At 72.6% G+C, this 17,698-nt stretch carries 14 protein-coding genes; 3 read left to right on the forward strand and 11 right to left on the reverse strand.

Features of this window, described 5'->3' with window-relative positions; genetic code table 11:
• Positions 1-6: 6 nt before the first annotated feature.
• From ACERM0_RS18685 to ACERM0_RS18695, 3 genes are all read right to left on the reverse strand, one after another.
• Positions 7-864, reverse strand: coding sequence for a hypothetical protein (locus tag ACERM0_RS18685; RefSeq protein ID WP_373680138.1), 858 nt, complete (start codon positions 862-864; stop codon positions 7-9).
• 148 nt (positions 865-1,012) lie between these two features.
• A complete protein-coding gene (metG, locus tag ACERM0_RS18690; protein WP_373680139.1) occupies positions 1,013-2,713 on the reverse strand; it encodes a methionine--tRNA ligase in 1,701 nt (566 codons plus the stop codon).
• Between the two features lie 42 nt (positions 2,714-2,755).
• Complete coding sequence (locus ACERM0_RS18695) at positions 2,756-3,193, reverse strand: VOC family protein (protein WP_373680140.1); 438 nt, start codon at positions 3,191-3,193, stop codon at positions 2,756-2,758.
• A 127-nt stretch (positions 3,194-3,320) separates the two neighbouring features.
• Between ACERM0_RS18695 and ACERM0_RS18700 the strand changes: the two genes are divergently transcribed.
• From ACERM0_RS18700 to ACERM0_RS18710, 3 genes are all read left to right on the forward strand, one after another.
• On the forward strand, positions 3,321-4,643 hold the full coding sequence (locus tag ACERM0_RS18700; RefSeq protein ID WP_373680141.1) for a M20/M25/M40 family metallo-hydrolase: 1,323 nt from the start codon (positions 3,321-3,323) through the stop codon (positions 4,641-4,643).
• A gap of 619 nt (positions 4,644-5,262) precedes the next feature.
• Positions 5,263-6,894, forward strand: a complete 1,632-nt coding sequence (locus ACERM0_RS18705; RefSeq protein WP_373680142.1) for an HNH endonuclease — start codon at positions 5,263-5,265, stop codon at positions 6,892-6,894.
• 372 nt (positions 6,895-7,266) lie between these two features.
• Complete coding sequence (locus ACERM0_RS18710) at positions 7,267-8,091, forward strand: MBL fold metallo-hydrolase (protein WP_373680143.1); 825 nt, start codon at positions 7,267-7,269, stop codon at positions 8,089-8,091.
• 52 nt (positions 8,092-8,143) lie between these two features.
• Here ACERM0_RS18710 and ACERM0_RS18715 read toward each other — a convergent pair whose 3' ends face one another.
• From ACERM0_RS18715 to ACERM0_RS18750, 8 genes are all read right to left on the reverse strand, one after another.
• Entirely contained in the window at positions 8,144-8,476 is a 333-nt protein-coding gene (locus tag ACERM0_RS18715; RefSeq protein WP_373680144.1) for a putative quinol monooxygenase, read from the reverse strand.
• A gap of 145 nt (positions 8,477-8,621) precedes the next feature.
• The gene (locus ACERM0_RS18720; RefSeq protein ID WP_373680145.1) at positions 8,622-9,440 is read right to left on the reverse strand and encodes an endonuclease/exonuclease/phosphatase family protein; all 819 of its coding nucleotides are present in this window, start codon (positions 9,438-9,440) and stop codon (positions 8,622-8,624) included.
• Positions 9,440-11,032: a GTPase gene (locus tag ACERM0_RS18725; protein ID WP_373680146.1), complete on the reverse strand. Its 1,593-nt coding sequence runs from the start codon at positions 11,030-11,032 to the stop codon at positions 9,440-9,442. Before ACERM0_RS18725 ends, ACERM0_RS18720 begins: the two co-directional genes overlap by 1 nt.
• Positions 11,029-12,723: a hypothetical protein gene (locus ACERM0_RS18730; protein ID WP_373680147.1), complete on the reverse strand. Its 1,695-nt coding sequence runs from the start codon at positions 12,721-12,723 to the stop codon at positions 11,029-11,031. The genes ACERM0_RS18725 and ACERM0_RS18730 overlap by 4 nt, the downstream gene beginning before the upstream one ends.
• Positions 12,724-12,829: 106 nt before the next feature.
• Positions 12,830-14,152 carry a DUF4032 domain-containing protein gene (locus ACERM0_RS18735; protein WP_373680148.1) on the reverse strand — a complete coding sequence of 441 codons (1,323 nt, stop codon included), beginning with the start codon at positions 14,150-14,152 and terminating at the stop codon, positions 12,830-12,832.
• A gap of 93 nt (positions 14,153-14,245) precedes the next feature.
• Positions 14,246-15,172, reverse strand: coding sequence for a carbohydrate ABC transporter permease (locus ACERM0_RS18740; protein ID WP_373680149.1), 927 nt, complete (start codon positions 15,170-15,172; stop codon positions 14,246-14,248).
• 49 nt (positions 15,173-15,221) lie between these two features.
• On the reverse strand, positions 15,222-16,196 hold the full coding sequence (locus ACERM0_RS18745; RefSeq protein ID WP_373680150.1) for a carbohydrate ABC transporter permease: 975 nt from the start codon (positions 16,194-16,196) through the stop codon (positions 15,222-15,224).
• Complete coding sequence (locus tag ACERM0_RS18750) at positions 16,193-17,488, reverse strand: ABC transporter substrate-binding protein (protein ID WP_373680151.1); 1,296 nt, start codon at positions 17,486-17,488, stop codon at positions 16,193-16,195. Before ACERM0_RS18750 ends, ACERM0_RS18745 begins: the two co-directional genes overlap by 4 nt.
• Positions 17,489-17,698 lie beyond the last annotated feature (210 nt).

Here is a 17,698-nt window from a genome sequence, read left to right on the forward strand (position 1 = left end):
CACCGGCTAGCGCGGCTCGGGTGGCAGGTCGTGCGTCTCCGAGCGGGCCGAGGTCTCACCCGGCGAGTCGGGCATCGGCTCGCCCGTCCTGGGCGGGGCGCCGTTCGGCCCCCCGTTCACCGGGCTGCTGCCGGGTCCGGTCGTAGTGGTACCGGTCGCGGCGGGGCCGTTCGAGCCGGGGCCGTTCGAGCCGGGGCCGGTCGAGACGGGGCCGGTCGGAGCAGAGCCGGTCGAGGCGGGGCCGTCCGCGGGCGCTTCCTCGCTGACCAGCTGCTGGAAGGGCGTGGGCGGGGTGTCGGTGGAACCGGACTCGCCCTGGCTGACCAGGGTCTCGAACAGGTCGCGTGAGGCCAGCAGCGCCCCCCGCAGCTGTTCGGTCGACTGGTCGTCGTCACCCTCCGCCCGCGCCGAGCGGTAGCGCTCCACCGCCGCGGGGTGGTCGACGCTGAGGTCCGCCAGGCGCTGCTCGCGCGCGGCGTCCGGGTAGCCCCGCGCCTCCGCCACCTCGTCGAGCAACTCGTCGGCCTTGCGCAGGGCAGCGTTCGGAGCGTCGACGAAGCTGGCCTGCACCTCCTCCCAGCGGGTGCGGAGGGCAGTGCGCTGCTCGGCGGGCACGGGACGAATCGTGAAGCTCTGACGGCGCCGTTCGCGCGCGAGCAGGTCCTCCTCGGCGGCGCGGCGGTTGCGGGCCGCGCCGAGGGTGCGGTCGTACTCCGCGCCGAAGCGCTCCTTCAGCCGACGCCGGGTCTCTTCCCGTTCCTGCCGCTTCTTCCGGGTGATCAGCCACGCGATGGTCAGCACGACCAGTACGACGACCACGGCCACGATGATCCACTCGAGCAGGCCGAGAGCACCCAGATCCATGATCTTCTCCACGTCGGGGACGCGTCATCGTGCTGTGGGCGCGCCCGCCACGACCCGTACGAGTGGTAGGGGGAAGAGGTCCTGACCCCCCTCCCGCCGGCCCCGGCCACCACCGAAGGGGCCGTGCGCGGCCGCCGTCCGGCCTGCGTCAGCTCGTGGCCGCGTCGTCGGTCGGCTCGATCTTGCGGAACAGCGGGCTCGGGGTGCCAAGGGTCGTGCCGGCCGCGACCTCGCGGCGGGTCCAGCCGGTGCCGTCGAGGTCCGGGTCGTGACCGAGCCAGCCGCTGACCGTCGCCGCGGCGAACGGCGTGTAGGGCGCGAAGGCGAGGTTGCAGCCACTGATGGCCTGCAGCGCGGTCCACAGCGTCGTCGCCGTACGTTCGCGGTCGGTCTTCGCGGTCTTCCACGGCTCGGTCGCGTTGAGGTAGGCGTTGACCTCCTGGGTCGCCGCCAGCGCCTCCTTCAGGGCCCGGCGCAGCTCGACCTGCTCGAGCAGTTCGGCCTCCGCCGCCAGGTGGCGGTCGACGGTGGCGAGGATCTGCCGGTCGCGCTCGTCGAGCTCGCCGGGCTCCGGCACCACGCCGTCGAAGTTCTTCCGGGTCATCGCCAGCACGCGGTTGACGAGGTTGCCCCAGGCCGCGACCAGCTCGCCGTTGATGCGCCGGACGAGCTCCTCCTCGGCGAGGTCCGTGTCGTTGTACTCCGGCAGGATCGTCGCCAGGGCGTAGCGCAACTCGTCGGGCTGGTAGTCGTCGAGGTAGTCGAGCAGCGACTTGCCGACCCCCCGGGACTTCGATGCTTTCGCGCCGCGGAAGGTGACGTACTGGTTGGCCGGCACGTTGGTCGGCAGGTTCAGCGGCGGCTCGCCGTCGGTCGACGCACCCAGCAGGTAGGTCGGCCAGAACACGGCGTGGAACGGGATGTTGTCCTTGCCGATGAAGTAGTAGCTCTCCGCCGCGGGGTCCAGCCACCAGGCCTTCCAGGCGTCGGGGTCGCCCGAGCGCTGGGCCCACTCCTTCGACGCCGACAGGTAGCCGATGACGGCCTCGAACCAGACGTAGATGCGCTTCTCCGAGGCCGGCGTGGAGATGTCGAGCTCCGGCGGCAGCGGCACACCCCAGGCGAGGTCGCGGGTGATGGCCCGGTCGATCAGCCCCTCGCGCACGAACCCGAGCGCCCAGTTGATGACGTGTCCCCGCCACCCCTGCCGGCTTTCCAGCCACGTGAGCAGTTCCTCCTGCAGCTTGGGCAGCAGGATGAAGTAGTGCTCGGTCTCGCGCGGGACCGGCGTGGCGCCGGTGAACTTGCTGCGCGGCTCGATCAGGTCGATCGGATCGAGCGTCTTGCCGCAGTTCTCGCACTGGTCACCGCGCGCCTCGGTGTAGCCGCAGTGCGGGCAGGTGCCCTCCACGTAGCGGTCGGGCAGGAACCGTTGCGCCTCCGGGTCGTAGAACTGCTCGGTCGTCTTCGTGTCGATGTAGCCGTTGGCGTGCAGCGCCCGGAACAGCTCCCAGGTCACCTCACGATGGTTGTCCGTCATCGTGGTGGTGAACAGGTCGAACGAGATCCCCAGCCGCTCCCACTGCTCGTGGAACTTCGGGTTGTAGCGGTTGACGATCTCCGCCGGCTCGACGCCCTCCTGGTCCGCCTTCACCGTGATGGGTGTGCCGTGCGCGTCCGTGCCGGAGACCATCAGCACACGGTTGCCGCCGATGCGGTGGAAGCGAGCGAAGATGTCCGCCGGCAGGTAGCACCCGGCGATGTGACCGAGGTGCGACAGTCCGTTCGCGTACGGCCAGGCGACGGCGACCAGGACATGGCGTGCGGGGGCGGTGTCGGATGCGCTCATGCACCCGAGCCTATCCCCCGACCGCCGGACGCCCCGGCGGGGTCAGGATTCGTCGGGGAGCACCACGGCACCGTCGTCGCGCAGCCCGAAGCCGGGATTGTGGGCGAACTCCCACAGATGCCCCTCGGGATCGGCGAGGTAGCCGGAGTACCCGCCCCAGTCCGCTCGCGTCGGGGCCTTGACGATGCGGGCGCCGGCGGCTTCGGCGCGCCGGAAGGCGTCGTCGACGGCCTCCTCGGTCTCGAGGTTGCAGGCGAGCGCGATCGGGCCTGGCGGTTCGGCGAGTGCGTCGTCGGCCAGGGCGGCGTCCGCTGCGAAGTCGTCGCGGACGAACAGGGCAAGCACCAGCGCGCCGCCGCGGAGGAACGTGACGGTCCCCTCCACCGAGGCCGACGAGCGGTGCCAGCCCATGGCGAGGTAGAACGCCTCGGCGCGGGGCAGGTCACGCACCCCTAGGGTCACGAGGCTGACGTGGGACATGACGGCTCCTGCTCGTGTGCCGGTAGGCGGCGCGGCCGTCGCCGTACCGCCGGAGGTGCAGGTGTCGGGACCCCGGACGCACGGTAGCCGTGGCAGGCTCGCGGCTGCTGCCGACCGAGGGGCCGTCGTGGACGCGGTGGGACTGCTCGCCGACCTGATCCGCACGCCGTCGGTGAACCCCGACGCCGACGGGGAGGGCGCGGTGGCCGAGCGGCTGCGCGCCGAGCTCGACGCCGCCGGGGTCCTCACCGACATCCAGGTCAGTCCGGGCGGGCGGCCGTCGCTGATCGCCCGCCTCGAAGGGCCGACGGACCGTCCTCCGCTCGTGCTGCTGAGCCACACCGACGTGGTGCCGGTCGAGGCGTCCGCCTGGTCTCGTGACCCCTTCGGTGGCGAAGTCGTCGACGGGGCGCTGTGGGGCCGCGGCGCCCTCGACATGAAGGGCGTCGCGGTCATGCACGCGCACGCCGTCGCCGCACTGGCCGCCAGACCCGGCGAGCGCTCCCGCGAGGTGGTCCTGGTCGCGGTCGCCGACGAAGAGGCCGGCGGCGAGGAGGGCGCGGGCTGGCTCGTCCGCGAACGGCCCGAGCTGGTCGGGCTCCGCGACGGGCAGCCGCCGCCGGAGGTGCTGGGCGAGGGTGCGTACGGGCTGTCGGGGCTCCTCGCGCGGCCGGTGATGCCGATCGTGCTGGGCGAGAAGACGCCGCTGCAGGTGCGCGCCCGCGCCGTGGCGACCCCCGGTCACGGCGCCTTGCCGCCCGACCGGCAGGCGATCCGGAACCTCGCCCGATTCGTGCAGGCCGTCAGTGGCCCGCGCAACCCCCGGCTGCATCCGGTGATGCGCGAGCAGTTCACGGTGCTGGCGGAGACGGCGGGTGGCCCGCAGGGTCGGCTGTTCCAGCTGCTCGCCGGGCCGCTGGGACCTCGGCTGATCCGTCCGCTGGCGCCCGTACTGCGCGCCCGCGCCGGCGCCATCGGCCACGTCGTCGCCGACACGGTCACGCCGACGATGCTGCAGGCCGGCTACGCGGGCAACGTCGTGCCCGGCGAGGCGTCGGCGCAGTTCGACTGCCGGCTGCTGCCGGACGCCGACCCCGACCGCGTGCTGTTCGAGCTGCGTGTGGCCGGACGGCGCCTCGGCATCGAGGTGGATGAGGTTCAGCGGCTCGCTGGCGGCACCAGCGATCGAACGCCGCTCTTCGACGCCGTCGCCCACGTCTCCGCACGGCTGCCGACGTCGCCGGTGCCCGTGCCCTCGCTGACGCCGGGAGCCACCGACCTGCGCTTCTTCCGGGCCGCTGGCGCGACCGGGATCGGGTGGGTGCCGCTGGTCCTGGACCCGGAGCTGCTGGCCACCTTCCACGGCCACGACGAGCGCGTTCCGCTGGAGCAGTTCTCGGCCGCCGTCGAGGCCGTGACCGAGGTGGTGCGGCTCGCCGCCACCGCCTGACCGCCACGCGGTTCGCACCGTCGGCGCAGCGGCGCACGGTCGGCGCAGCGACGCAAAGTCGGCGCAGCGACGCAAAGTCGGCGCAGCGACGCAAAGTCGGCGCAGCGACGCAAAGTCGGCGCAGCGGCACACGGTCGGCGCAGCGACGCACGGTCGGCGCAGCGGCACACGGTCGGCCCTACGTCGCATCGGTGCGTCATCGGCTCGACCGTGCGTCACCACCTCGACATCGAGGTGCCGCGGTCGCCGGTCTGCCGCGGGCCCAGAGGAGACGTCGGCTCGGTGTCGAACGGTCGGCGCAGCGGCGCACGGCCGGCGCACGGTCGGCGCAGCGGCGCACGGCCGGCGCACGGTCGGCGCAGCGGCGCACGGTCGGCCCTACGTCGCATCGGTGCGTCATCGGCTCGACCGTGCGTCACCACCTCGACATCGAGGTGCCGCGGTCGCCGGCCGGCGTCGCCCTCGGGGCGGGTCGCCGGTCGGCGTCGGATGGCTCCGCGTGGCTCGGTCGTCGTCTTGGTCGTGCGGTGCTGCAGGCTGTGGAACGCTGACCGCCGAATCCACAAGGAACTGCAGATCCAGCCGCTGAATCGCCAACCCGCCACATACCATACGCACCATGCCCACACCCCCCGCCGCCCCGCCCAGCACCGTCAGCGCGGTGCCCGCGACCACGTCTCGCGCGGGGTATCGAGGAGTCCGGCCGCACCACAGCGTCGCCCGCGAACACGCCCCGGACTACACGACCGACGCCGCTCCGGTGCCCGGCCACACCGATCGTGGCGGCGGCGACCTGCGGGTGGCGATCCGGCACGCGGCCGCCGCGATGGAGCGGGTCCGGGTGTTGGCGGCCGACCGGGCCGTGACTGGTAACGGGGAGCTGGCCGGGCTGCTGGAACTGCTCGCCACCGCTGACACCTGCCAGGCCGCAGTGGTGGAGCTGGTCGACCGCATCGAAGACGGCTCGCTGGCCGAACGCCGGGCCGGTCTGCCGTTGGAAGGGCTGCTGGCGTTGCAGTCCAAGACCACGTTCGGGGACCGGCGCTTCCTACACACCGTCCGGGACGTGCTCGCCTGTATGCCCAACGTCAAGGCCGCATTCCACGCCGGTGCGCTCGGCTGGGGGCAGATCCGCGCGATCGTATGCGAAGCCGGCCCGTTGACGGTCGCGCTGCGGGCTGAGTTGGACCAGCGGTTTGCCGATCTCGACGAGCTGGACCGGCTGCAGGCGGACGAGCTGGTCGACCACGTGCGGGTCGCGGCCGGACGGCTGCGGGAAGACTTGGAGCAGGCCCGCAGCGTCCGGCGGGTGGAGCGGCGCTATCTGCACGTCCAACCCGACCTCGAAGGTGGGGTGCGTGGCAGTTTCGCGTTCCCGGCCGCCGACGGGGCGTTGATCCGGGAGGCGCTCGAGGCCGCCGCCGGACCGCCGACCGGTGATCGGGACGTGACCCGCGACGCCCTCGACCCCATGCCGGACGACGCGACCGACGCCGCGAGCCGAAGCGAGGGCACCGACGGCAGCTGCGCCGGCAGGCCGGGCGAAGCCCCCGCCGGTGGCACTGCAGAGACGGAAGCCGATCACCACGCCTCCGCCAGCGGCCGCGCCGACGCGACCAACGGTGACGGCGACGTGTCGGATCCGCTGGGCGAGGGGTTCGATCGGCCGCGGGGCCGGCAGTTGGCGGATGCGTTCGTCAAGCTGGCCGAAGTGTTCCTGTCCGGCCACCGGGCCGACGGCACCATGGTGCGTGCCCGCCCCACGATGACGGTGATCACCGACATCCACGCCCTGGTCGGCGACTCCGAGCAGGCCCGTCGGGCGCGACTGTTGTGGCGGCTGCCAGGCGCGCCGCCGGCACTCACACCCTTGGCGCTACGACGGCTGGCGGATGACTGCCGGATGCAGTTCGTGCTGACCGACGGGCACGAGGTGCTGGGCATCAGCGCCCCGACCGCGTCGATCCCGGCCCGGCTACGTCAGGCGGTGCTGGCCCGCGATCAGGGCTGCCGGTTCCCGGGCTGCCGGATGCCGGCCGCCTGGACCGACCTGCACCACGTCATCCCACGCGAACACGGCGGCCACACGGTGTTGCACAACCTGGTCGCGGTCTGCCGCCGGCATCACACCGCCGTCACCGAAGGCCGCTGGCAACTCGACATGACCGCCGACGGGACCGTCACCGTCAAACGTGGCCGAAGACGGGCGACCTCCGACCCGCCGCTGCGGCGACAACCGGTCACCGCCTGACCAAACCTGCGGCGACATCCGTCGACCGCCCGACCGAGCCCGAAACGGTAACCGCGGCAACTTTCGATCGCCGGGACGCCCGCACGCCGTGGGTGGCGACGCGATCGCCGCCAGCCGCGCCACCTTCAGCAACTTCCGCCTGCCCGAGAGCCCTCGGGCAGGCGGCATTGCCTTGGCTCGGGACGCCTGGTGGGGCATTGCTACCGCGGGCCAGGCCTGGGCTCCGCACGACTGACCGGGTCTCCCCCGCTCCTCCACCCCGAGGCGGGATCCTCCGGACCCAGCGAGATGGTCGGCGAAGGCGCGCTCAAGTCACTCTCAAGTCCGCCGTGCGACACCTCTTTCGACACCCACGACCAAGAGGTGACCGACATGGACCGCACACCCTACGAGCCCTCGCCCCACCGGATCACCGACGACACCTGGCTGATCCCGCACACCGTCGAAGCCGAGCCTGGCGCCTACCTGCCCGTCAGCAGCCTGCTGATCCGCGGCGAGCAGCCGATCGTCGTCGACACCGGCGCGCCGGTGCACCGCCAGACCTGGTTCGAGCAGATCTTCTCGCTGGTCGACCCCGAGGAGATTCGCTGGATCTTCCTGTCCCACGACGACGGCGACCACAAGGGCAACCTGCACGAGTTGTTGGACCTGGCGCCCAACGCGACCCTGGTCGCCTGCGCCTTCCTCGACGAACGCGAGGCCCTGGAACGGCCGCTCCCCCAGCACCGACAGCGCTGGCTCGAGGACGGCGACACGCTGGATGCCGGCGACCGCCAGCTACGGCTCGTCACGCCGCCGATCTTCGACGGGCCGACCACCCGAGGGCTGTTCGACGAGCGCAGCGGTGTGCTCTGGGCCGTCGACGCCTTCGCGGCGCTGCTCACCGGCGACGGCTACGAGGCCGGCGACGTGACGCCCGAGGTGTACGACGACACCTTCCACGCGTTCAACAGCATGATCTCGCCGTGGCACCAGTGGCTGGACCCGGTGCGCTACGCCCGCCACGTCGACACGATCGCCGGCCTGCGTCCGAGCGTGGTCACCTCCTCGCACGGCCCGGTGCTGCGCGGCGGCGCGATCCCCGACGCCTTCCGTCGCGTGAAGCAGTTGGCCGGACAGCCACGCGTGCAGCCGCCGGGACAGGAGCTGCTCGACGAACTCATCGAGGCCACCGTGCTGGCCGGAGCGGCCGGATGAACCGATCCTGACCGAGCGGGGGCGCCCGACGGGTCGCCTCGCCTCGGCGGCTTCAGCCGCGGCGGTCGACGGCGAGCTCTCCCAACTCCGACCAGTCGTCCTGGTCGACCCCGACGCTGACGATCCGCGGCGTCTCGACGAGGTGGGGCGGAAGGTTTTCCTGCGCCGCCTTGAAGTGGTCCGACTGGACGTGCGCGGCTCCGGCGTCCCCATCCCGGAAGGCCTCGACCAGGACGTACTCGTTCGGGTCGTCGATGCTACGCGACCAGTCGAACCACAGGCACCCGGGTTCCGCCCGGGTGGCCTCGGTGAACTCGCGAGCGATCTCCGGCCACGCGTCGGCGTCCTCGGGCTTCACTCGGAACTTCGCGGTGATGAAGATCATGGTCGGGCTCCCGCCGCTGGTGGAACGTCGTCGGTGTCGGACGCGGCAGCGTAGGAACGGCACGGTGGCTCCCTCCCGCCAGTGCCTCGGCCGTCCGAACGCGCCGCGGCGAGCCGGCCGACGCCGCGAGGCGGCGTCCCACCGGTCACGCGATCATGGGCCCGTCGTCTTCGGTGACCGCCTCCTGCACCAGGACGTCGGCGAGGACGCCGTAGTGGTCCGACACGACCCGGTGGTCGAGGCCGGTCAGGACCACTCGGGCGTCGACCACCTCGAGGTCCTCGCCCACCAGCACGTGGTCGACCCGGCGGCCCAACAACCACGGCTGCCGGGCGAACGGGTTGCCGAACGCGAACGTGGCGGGCGCGTCCTCACCCGTGACGTCGAACACGTCGGTGAGGGCGCTGTCGGGCGGGAACGGCGCCACCAGCGCCCTCAGCGCCCGCGAACGCCGCGTCGCGTTGAGGTCGCCGAGCAGCACCTTCGGGCCCGGGTCCGACGCCAACACGTGACGGATCGTGCGGGCCTGCTCGAGCCGGACCCCGCCGTGGCGCCGCCGCCAGGTCAGGTGCGTGTTGGCGACCAGCAGCGGTCCCGGCGGCAGGTCGACCACCACCCGCTGCAGCTGCCGAGGCATGTCGACGTTCTCGCCGGGCAGGGCCACCGGCTTCAGCGGCTCCATCGGCCAGCGGGTCAGGACGGCGAGCCCCTCCTCGTCGCCGTCACGCCGCCACGACCGCGTGAAACGCACGTGGGTGAACCCGGCCGCCTCGGCCAGCGGGACGCACTGCGGCCGGCCCCGCAACGGCCGGACCTCCTGCAGCGCGACGACGTCGGGGCGGATGACGTCGAGGTACGAGACGAGGTCGGCCATGCGCCGCTCGACGGGACCGTTGGTGCCCCACAGGTTCAGGGTGAGCAGCCGGACGCTGCCGGGCATGCGGTCCCGCGCCGGCGCCATCATCACCCGGATCGTCCGAGCGTCGCGATGGCGTCGCGCAGACGCCGCTGGTCGTCGAGCTCCTGACGTACCGGCGCGAGCAGGTCCCGGTCGACCGCCGCGCGCAGCGCCTGCTCGATGCGGCGCCGGACCGCACCGGCGTGGCGGCGTGCACCGACCCGCGCCGACAGTCGGGAGACCACCCCCAGCAACAGCCGTCCCAGCAGGCCGCCCAGCAGCAGGGCGGTGGGCCAAGGGACCTCGCCGACCGCGTATGGCAGCGGCGGTTCCGGCAGGCGCAGCCAGTCGATGACCGCCAGGGCGATCAGCCAGAACAGGCCGGCGAGGGCCACCACCTCGGCGACCGTCCGCAGACCGGCCATCGCCGACCACCACCGTCTACGGGTCGGGACGAGTTCCGCGGTCGCGACGGCGTCGGTCAGCGCGGGCGCGGCCTGCGTCGCCGCCCGGCGCACGGCCCGGTCGAGCGCGTCGTGGGTGCGCCCGACCGTCGCGCCGACGTCCAGCGCCCGCAGCAACGCCGTCTCCACGCCTTCGACGGTGCTGGCCCGTGGCGGCGGCTCGGCCGCCGCGGCGGTGGTGCGGCCGATCCAGCCGCCGGTCACGGCCCGCACCGGCGCCCGGACGGCGCGGCCCAACGGCGAGCGCATCCGTCGTGCCGCCTCCCGCCGGTACAGACCGGCGGCCTCGGCCGCGGCTCGGTGCCCGTCGACCGCGACCAACACCTCGTCGAGCAGGTCGTCGACCTGCGGGTCGGCCTGCGGCGCCGCATCCAGCCGTGCCGCCGCCCGCCGGCCCAGCACGTGCGCGTCGGCCACCAGCCGCGCGGTCGCCGCGGTGCGGCGCGCCGCGATGTCGTGCAGGGCGTCGCGCAGCGCGTCCACCCCGTCGCCCGTCCGTGCCGAGGTGGTGAGCACGCGCGCCTCGGGGTGCCCGCCGGCGGCCAACCGCTCGCGCAGGTCGGCCCGGCACACCTCGACGTCCTCCGGCCGCAGTTCGTCGACGCGGTTGAGCACGACCAGCAGCACGTCCGCGTGGGCGGTCAACGACGCCAGGGGGCCGCCGTGCGCGTCGTCGCGTGCGTACTTGACCGGGTCGACCACCCACGCGACCACGTCGACGCGCCCGGCCAGCCGCGCCGCGGTGCGGCGATGGTCCTCGACGACCGAATCGTGGTCGGGCAGGTCGAGCAGCACCAGCCCGTCCGGCAGGTCGTCGCCCACCTCGGCGCGGGCCGGGACCTCGAGCCAGTCCAGCAACGCGATGGTCTCCGGCGTGTGGGTCCGCACCGCGGCGAGCGTGGTGGCGGTGGTGGGCCGGCGCACCCCCTCGGCCGTGACGGTGTGCCCTAACAGCGCGTTCACCAGGGCGGACTTGCCGACCCCGGTGCCGCCCGCCAGCGCCGCCACGGTCAGGCCCTCGCCCCGGGCCAGACGCTCGTCCAGTCGGCGCCGCAGGGCGACGGCATCGGTGACCGTCGGCTCGTCGACGCGGCCCGGCCCGAGTGCGACGACCGTGTCGAGGGCGTCGGCCACCTCACCCGGCCCGCTGCCGGCGGGGCGCCGGCGACCACGCGTGCGGCGGGGGCCGGTCACGTCCGTCGTCCGGCGACGGCCCGGACGGCGGCCGCGGCCGCCGGGTCGGGTCGGGACGCGTCGACCACCAGGTCGTACCGCCGACGGTCCTGGTCGATCAGTTCGCCCACCCGTTGCTCGAGGTCGCTGCGGGCATCGGCCAGGAGGTTGCGGAGGTTCTGTTCGCCGAAGAGCCGGACCAGCAGCGCCTGGCTCCCGGCACTGGCCAGGGCGGCGATGCCCAGTTCACCGCCGGTCAGCCCGCCGCTGACGGTGAACACGACCAGGATCGCACCGGTCGCGACCGCGTTCAGGGCCGTGGACCAGACCCGGGCCTGCACACGCCGGTCGGCACCGACCGTGGCGACCTGCTCGGCCACGTACTCGCCCCAGGCGTCGACGGCCGCGCGGACCCGGTGCCGGCGCTGGTCGTCCTCACGCCGCAGCGCCGGCTGGTGGTCGAGCAGGTCGCGGCCGACCGGGTCGGCCTCGAAACGGCGGCGCGCGTCCCAGCTGGCCCGCTCCAGCAGCCGCACGATCGTCTCCGTCAGCGTGTCGGCCACCTCGGCGCGGACCTGCCGGGGGCTGGCGGTCTCGCCGTCGGTGGTGCCCAGCATCTCGCGGACCATCTCGCGTACGCGGGCGGCGGCGGTCTGGATGCGCAGCATCGCCTCGCCGCCGCCGACCAGGTCCCGCCAGCGGGCCAGCACGTCGGCCCGCAGCGGGATGCCGCGTTCCAGTTCCGTGGCCAGTTCGGCCGGCACCCGGGCGTAGGCCTGGTCGACGGCCAGGACCAGCCGCTCGGCCGCGGCGTCCTCCGCCTCCAGCGCCGCAACGAACGGCGCCAGCTCCTGGGGGACGGCCGCCCGCAGCCCCGCGAGCGCACGGCGGCGCACCTCGGCGCGGGCGTCGTCGGCGGCCAGCTCCGCCAGCCACGTGCGCAGCGGCGCGACGTCCTGCTCGCCGACGTGCTCGTCGACGACCTGCGTGGCCGGGACGTGCAGCAGCGCCGACACCTCGACGTGCTCGGACGCGAGCAGGCGCGCGACGTCGTCGACCACTTCGGCGCGGTCACGGTCGGGCACCTGCGTGACCACGACGCCCGTCAGCACCTGCCGGTCGCGGGCCAGGCGCAGGTAGCGGGCGCCGGCCTCGTCGGCGTAGGTGCGGGCGGTCACGAACCACAGCCACGCGTCGGCCACGTCCAGGACGTCCTCGGCCAGACGCCGGTTGGCGGTCTCCACGGAGTCGACGTCGGGGGTGTCGACCAGCGCCAGTCCGGGTGGCAGCCCCCGGGTGGTGCGCAGGACCAGCCGCCGGCCGCCGCCGGCGCCGTCGTCCCCGTGCACCCGGGGCAGGTGCGGCAACAGCGGCGAGGCCGCCAGACGGTCGGCGTCGTCGGGATGGCAGACCAGGACGGGCGCGTGCGTCGTCGGGCGCACGACGCCGGTGGCGGCCACCCGTTCACGTGCGAGGGTGTTGACCGTCGTGGACTTGCCGGCGCCCGTGCCGCCCGCGACGACCACCAGCAGCGGCGCGTCCGGGTCGGCGGTGCGGGCCACGGTCGCGCGCAGCAGACGGGCGGTGGCGCGTGCCTCCTGCCGGAGGCCGTCGGCCGCGTCCGCGCTGAGGTCGAAGCGCAGGTCGTCGAGGTGCGCGGCGAGGGCGTCGAGGCGCGCGGCCTCGTCCATCGCCCTCGGCTCGACGGTCACCGGTCCCCCTTCGGTGCGTGTCGGCAGCGACCGTAACGCCACGCGCGCCGTCGGACGTGCACCGGCACCCCGCCGACGGCGCACCCCGCGCGCGCCGCGCCCGGCGTCAGGGCTCGCCGGCCCCGTCGACGCTCGCCGTCTCGGGGGCCGCGTCGAAGTCGGCCATCGCGTCGGGGATCAGGCCCTCCAGGGCGTCCTCGGCCTCGGCGGGCGTCACCCGCCGTTCCTCGGGCTCGAAGCGCAGCACCGTGTCGACGTAGCTGCGGGCCGCGTCCCACAGTCCGGCGTCGGCGCCCTTGAGCTCGGACAGGTGGTGCCAGTGGTCGATCACCTCGTGGAACAGCTCGGCGGGCTCGCGTTTGCCGCGCAGGTCCTCGGGGACCATCGCGACGATCGGGTCGAACGACTTCTCGATCCAGCGGCGGGCGATCACGCCCTCGGGGAGCTGGCGGCCCTCCTCGGCCTGCAGCCAGGCGCCGAAGTTGTGGATGTCGTTGAGCAGGCGGCGCGCCTGGTTCTCCTGCACGTCCAGGCCGGTCAGGTCGCGCAGGATGCGCCGGTAGCGGCCCGGCTCCAGCACCGACGTCTTCAACACCATGCGGGTGAGGCCGGGGTCGACGCTGTCCTGGACCAGCTCGAGCTCCTCGACGTCGTAGCCGAGCTCGTTGATCCGCCGCAGACGGTCGTGGATGCGGTAGCGCTCGTCGTCGCTGAACAGCTCGTCACGGGTCAACTCGGCCCACAGGTTGTCGTAGCGCTCCTGGAGCTCGGCCCCGAGCTCGAAGGGGTCCAGGTCGGCGGACAGCACGCCGGCGGCCTGCAGGTCCAGGAGCTCGCCGCCGCACTTCTCGATGGCCAATTCCACGTCCATCCGGCGCTGGCCGGCGGACAGGTCGTCGTAGAGCTCGCCCGTCTCCGTGTCCACGACGTAGGCCGACAGCCGGCCGGCGTCGCGGCGGAACAGGGTGTTCGACAGCGAGCAGTCGCCCCACAGGAAGCCCTGCAGGTGGATGCGGACCAGCAGGTGCACGAGGGCGTCCACCATCGGCTCGCGGATGCGGCGGTGCTCCTGGCGCAGGAACAGCAGCCGGTAGGGCACGGAGAACTCGAGGTGCTCGGTGATGAGCACGGCCTCCAGCGGCGCGCCGTCGGGGGTCTCGCGTCGGCTGACCACGCCGACGACGTCCACCACGGGCACCCCTTCGGCCTTGAGGTGGCGCAGGAACCGCCATTCGCGGTCGGCGAAGCGGCGCGGCAGTTCCTTCAGGTGGTACAGGCGGTCCTCGTACTTGACCGTGCGCACGACGTGACGGTGGATGCCCATGGGCATCTCGACCAGGCGCGGCGACTCCCATTCGGCCAGCGGCTGGTTCCAGGGCAGGTCGAGGAAGTCCGGGTGGCCGGTCCGTGCGGTGAGCTGGAAACGCAACGGTACGGCGCTTTCTGGCGGCGGATGGGTGCGGGTTTCGGCAGGGCCGGGCCGCAGGACGCAACCGCCCCGCGGTCTGGCCGAGCGACAGTTCTACCCCTTCACCGACCCCGCCGTCAGCCCGCGGACGAAGTAGCGCTGCAGCGCGAAGAACACGATCATCGGCACGGTCATGGTGATGAACGCGCCGGCCGTCAGCAGGTGCCACGCCTGACCCTGCTCGCCGATGAGGCTGGCGAGGTTCAGCGTGACGACCTCGACCTCCTCACGACCGCCGAGGAACACCAGTGCGACCAGCAGGTCGTTCCAGACCCACAGGAACTGGAAGATCGCGTAGGCGGCCAGCACCGGCACGGACAGCGGCACCATCAGCCGCCAGAACACCTGGTAGTGGCCGGCACCGTCGACCCGGGCCGACTCGACCACCTCGGCGGGCAGCGAGCCGAGGTAGTTGCGGAACAGGTAGACGGCCAGCGGCATGCCGAAGCCGGCATGGGCCAGCCACACGGCCAGGAACGTGCCGTTCCAGCCCAACTGCCCGTAGACCTGCAGCAGCGGGATGAACGCGACCTGCAGCGGCACGACCAGCAGGCCGACGAAGATCACGAACAGGACCTCGCGGCCGCGGAACTCCATCCAGGAGAACGCGTAGGCGGCGAACGCGGCCGCGGCGATGGGGATGACCGTCGCGGGAATGGCGACCACGAGGCTGTTCAGGAAGGCGTTGGCCATCCCGTTGCCGAACAGCACCTCGGAGTAGTTCTCCAGCGTCCACTGGGTGAAGTCGAGCGGGTTGGCGAAGACCGTCCACCACCCGGTCGAGGTGACCGCGTCCTCGGTGCGGAACGACGAGATCAGCAGTCCGATGGTCGGGACCGTCCACAGCAGCACGATCGCCAGCAGGGCGACCCGTGCGAGCGGTGACGAGTGGCGCTGCTCGTCGGCACCGTGGACGACACCGGCCTCGGCCTTCTCCTGCTCGTCGACGTCGGGCGCCGGCGTGGCGTGCACCTGGCTCATCGCTGCACCTCCGGGACGAGCGGTCCGGGCCCGCTGCGTGACTGGTTGCTCAACGCATCGCCTCCTGCTCGCGGAAGCGACGGATGTTGATGATCATGAACGGCACGGTGACCACGATCAGGAAGACGACCAGCACGGCGGCCTGCCCGAACTGACCGAAGTTGAACATCGTGCGGATGAAGAGGTTGGCGATGACGTCGGTGCCGTAGTTGCCGTCCGTCATGACGTAGACGATGTCGAAGATCTTCAGCACCAGGATCAGGATCGTGGTGGCGACGACGACGATCGTCGAGCGGATCTGCGGCACGATGACGCGCCAGAAGATCGCGATCTCGCTGGCGCCGTCGACCCGGGCCGCCTCGATGGTGTCGACCGGCACGTTCTTGATGGCGGCCGACAGCAGCACCATGGCGAACCCGGTCTGCAGCCAGATCATGATCGCCATCAGCGCGAAGTCGTTGATGGCGAAGTTCTGCAGCCAGCCGACCGGCTCGTTGCCGAACGCCGTCCAGATCGCGTTCAGCAGGCCGATCTGCGGCGTGCCGGGCGTACGCCAGGCGTAGATGAAGCCCCAGATCGTGCTGGCGCCGACGAAGCTGATCGCCATGGGCAGGAAGATCAGCGACTTGGAGATCTTCTCCCACGTCTCGCTCATGCGGTCGGCGAGCACGGCCACGACCAGCCCGATCGCCACCGACACCGCCGGCACGATCAGGATCCAGAGCAGGTTGTTCCAGATGGCCGTACGGACCTGCGGGTCGGTGACCAGGTACTCGTAGTTGGCCAGTCCGACGAACTCCTGCGACGCCGGGCCGAGGAAGCTGCGCCGGAACGTGTCCACCGCCGGGACCAGCAGGAACAGCGTCACCACGAGCATCGCGGGGCCGATGAAGACCCACGGACGCAGCTTGTCCTGCGTCTTCTCGTTGGTGCGATCGACCGCGACGTTGAGCCCCCAGAACAACACCAGGACCCCACCGACGCCCAGGGCGATCGCCGTGAACGCCGTCAGCAACTGCGTCATTGCGCGCCCCCTTGGTCGTCGGGCCAGGCCGCGTCGATGCGTTCGAGCGTCCGGTCGAGGTCCTGCGCGCCGGCCAGCCAGGCGACCACCTCGCGCCAGAAGGCACCGACGCCCACCTCGCCGGGCATCTCGTCCGACGCGTCGAAACGGCTCACCTCGGCCTCGTTGAGGATCTCGGCCTGCTGCACCAGTTCCTCGGACGGGTAGATGCCCGTGTCGATGTCCTCACGGACCGATACCGCACCCGCGCCCTCCTCGGCGAGCCAGGCCTCCTGCCCCTCGGGGGAGGCGAGGAACTGCACGAACTCGCCGGCGACCGGGTTCTCCGTGTGGATCGCGGCGGTGTCACCACCGAAGACGACCGGACGCTCGTCGGCGTCGGCCATGGCCGGGAGGTAGGTCATGGCGACGTCCGAGCCGATCTCCGCGTCCTCGGGGAAGAGGCCCGCGATGAACCCGGCCTGGATGTGGAAGTAGCAGCGTGGCCCGTCGAACATCGGGTCGACGGCCTCGAGGAACGGCGTCAGCAGGATGCCGGTGGTACCGCCGACGACCGTGCCGTCGCCGAACCAGACCGCCTCGGCCTCCTCGAACGCCGCGCGGATCTCGGGTGAGGAGAAGGGCAGCTCCCCGGCGACCCACGCGTCGTACACCTCCGGGCCGTGCATGCGGATGACGAGGTTCTCGATCCAGTCGGTGGCGACCCAGCCCGTGTCGCCGCCGGACTCCATGCCGATGCACCAGGGGGCGGCGTTGCGCTGGTCGGCGTAGTCCTGCGCCAGTCCGTCCGTGACCTCGCGCAGGTCCTCCCAGGTCTCCGGCACGTCGTAGCCGGCCTCCTCGAGCGGGTCGGCCGCATACCAGAGCAGGCTCTTGACGTTCACCTTCACGACCGTCCCGTACACCTCGTCCTGGAAGGTGGCCGGGTCGAGCGCGCCGTCGATGAGCGAACCCTCGAGGTCCTGGACGTCGACGCCCGCCTCCTGCAGGGAGACGACGTCGCCGCGCTCGACCAGCCGGCCGAGCACGCCGGGCTGCGGGTAGAGCGCGACGTCCGGCGGGTTGCCGCCGGTGACGCGGGTGATGATCACCGTGTCGAAGTCCGGCGAGACCTCCACCTGGACGGTGTTGCCGGTCGTCTCCTCGAAGGCGTCGATCGCGGCCTGCAGGGCCGCCTGCTCGTCCGGGCCGGTGATGCCGTGCAGCAGCGTGATGCTGTCGGACGCGGCCGCGTCGGTGGCGCACGCGCCGCCGAGGAGCGCGAGTGCCGCCAACCCGGCCAGTCCCCGCATCCGCCGGCCCCGCGGCCCCGGCGCAACCCCGTTCCAACTCACCGCCAGCCTTTCGATCCCGGCGCCCCGCTGAAGGAGGCCTGTTGCCTGCACCGGTGTCTAAGGGATCGAAACGGAGCCGGCCGGCGGCCTCCATGACCGCCGGCCGGTGACCGGGTGACGGCGGGCGGCCGTTCGATCACGGCCGACCGTCAGGGGGTGTCAGCGCAG

This window comes from Egicoccus sp. AB-alg2, assembly GCF_041821065.1.
GTDB lineage: Bacteria > Actinomycetota > Nitriliruptoria > Nitriliruptorales > Nitriliruptoraceae > Egicoccus.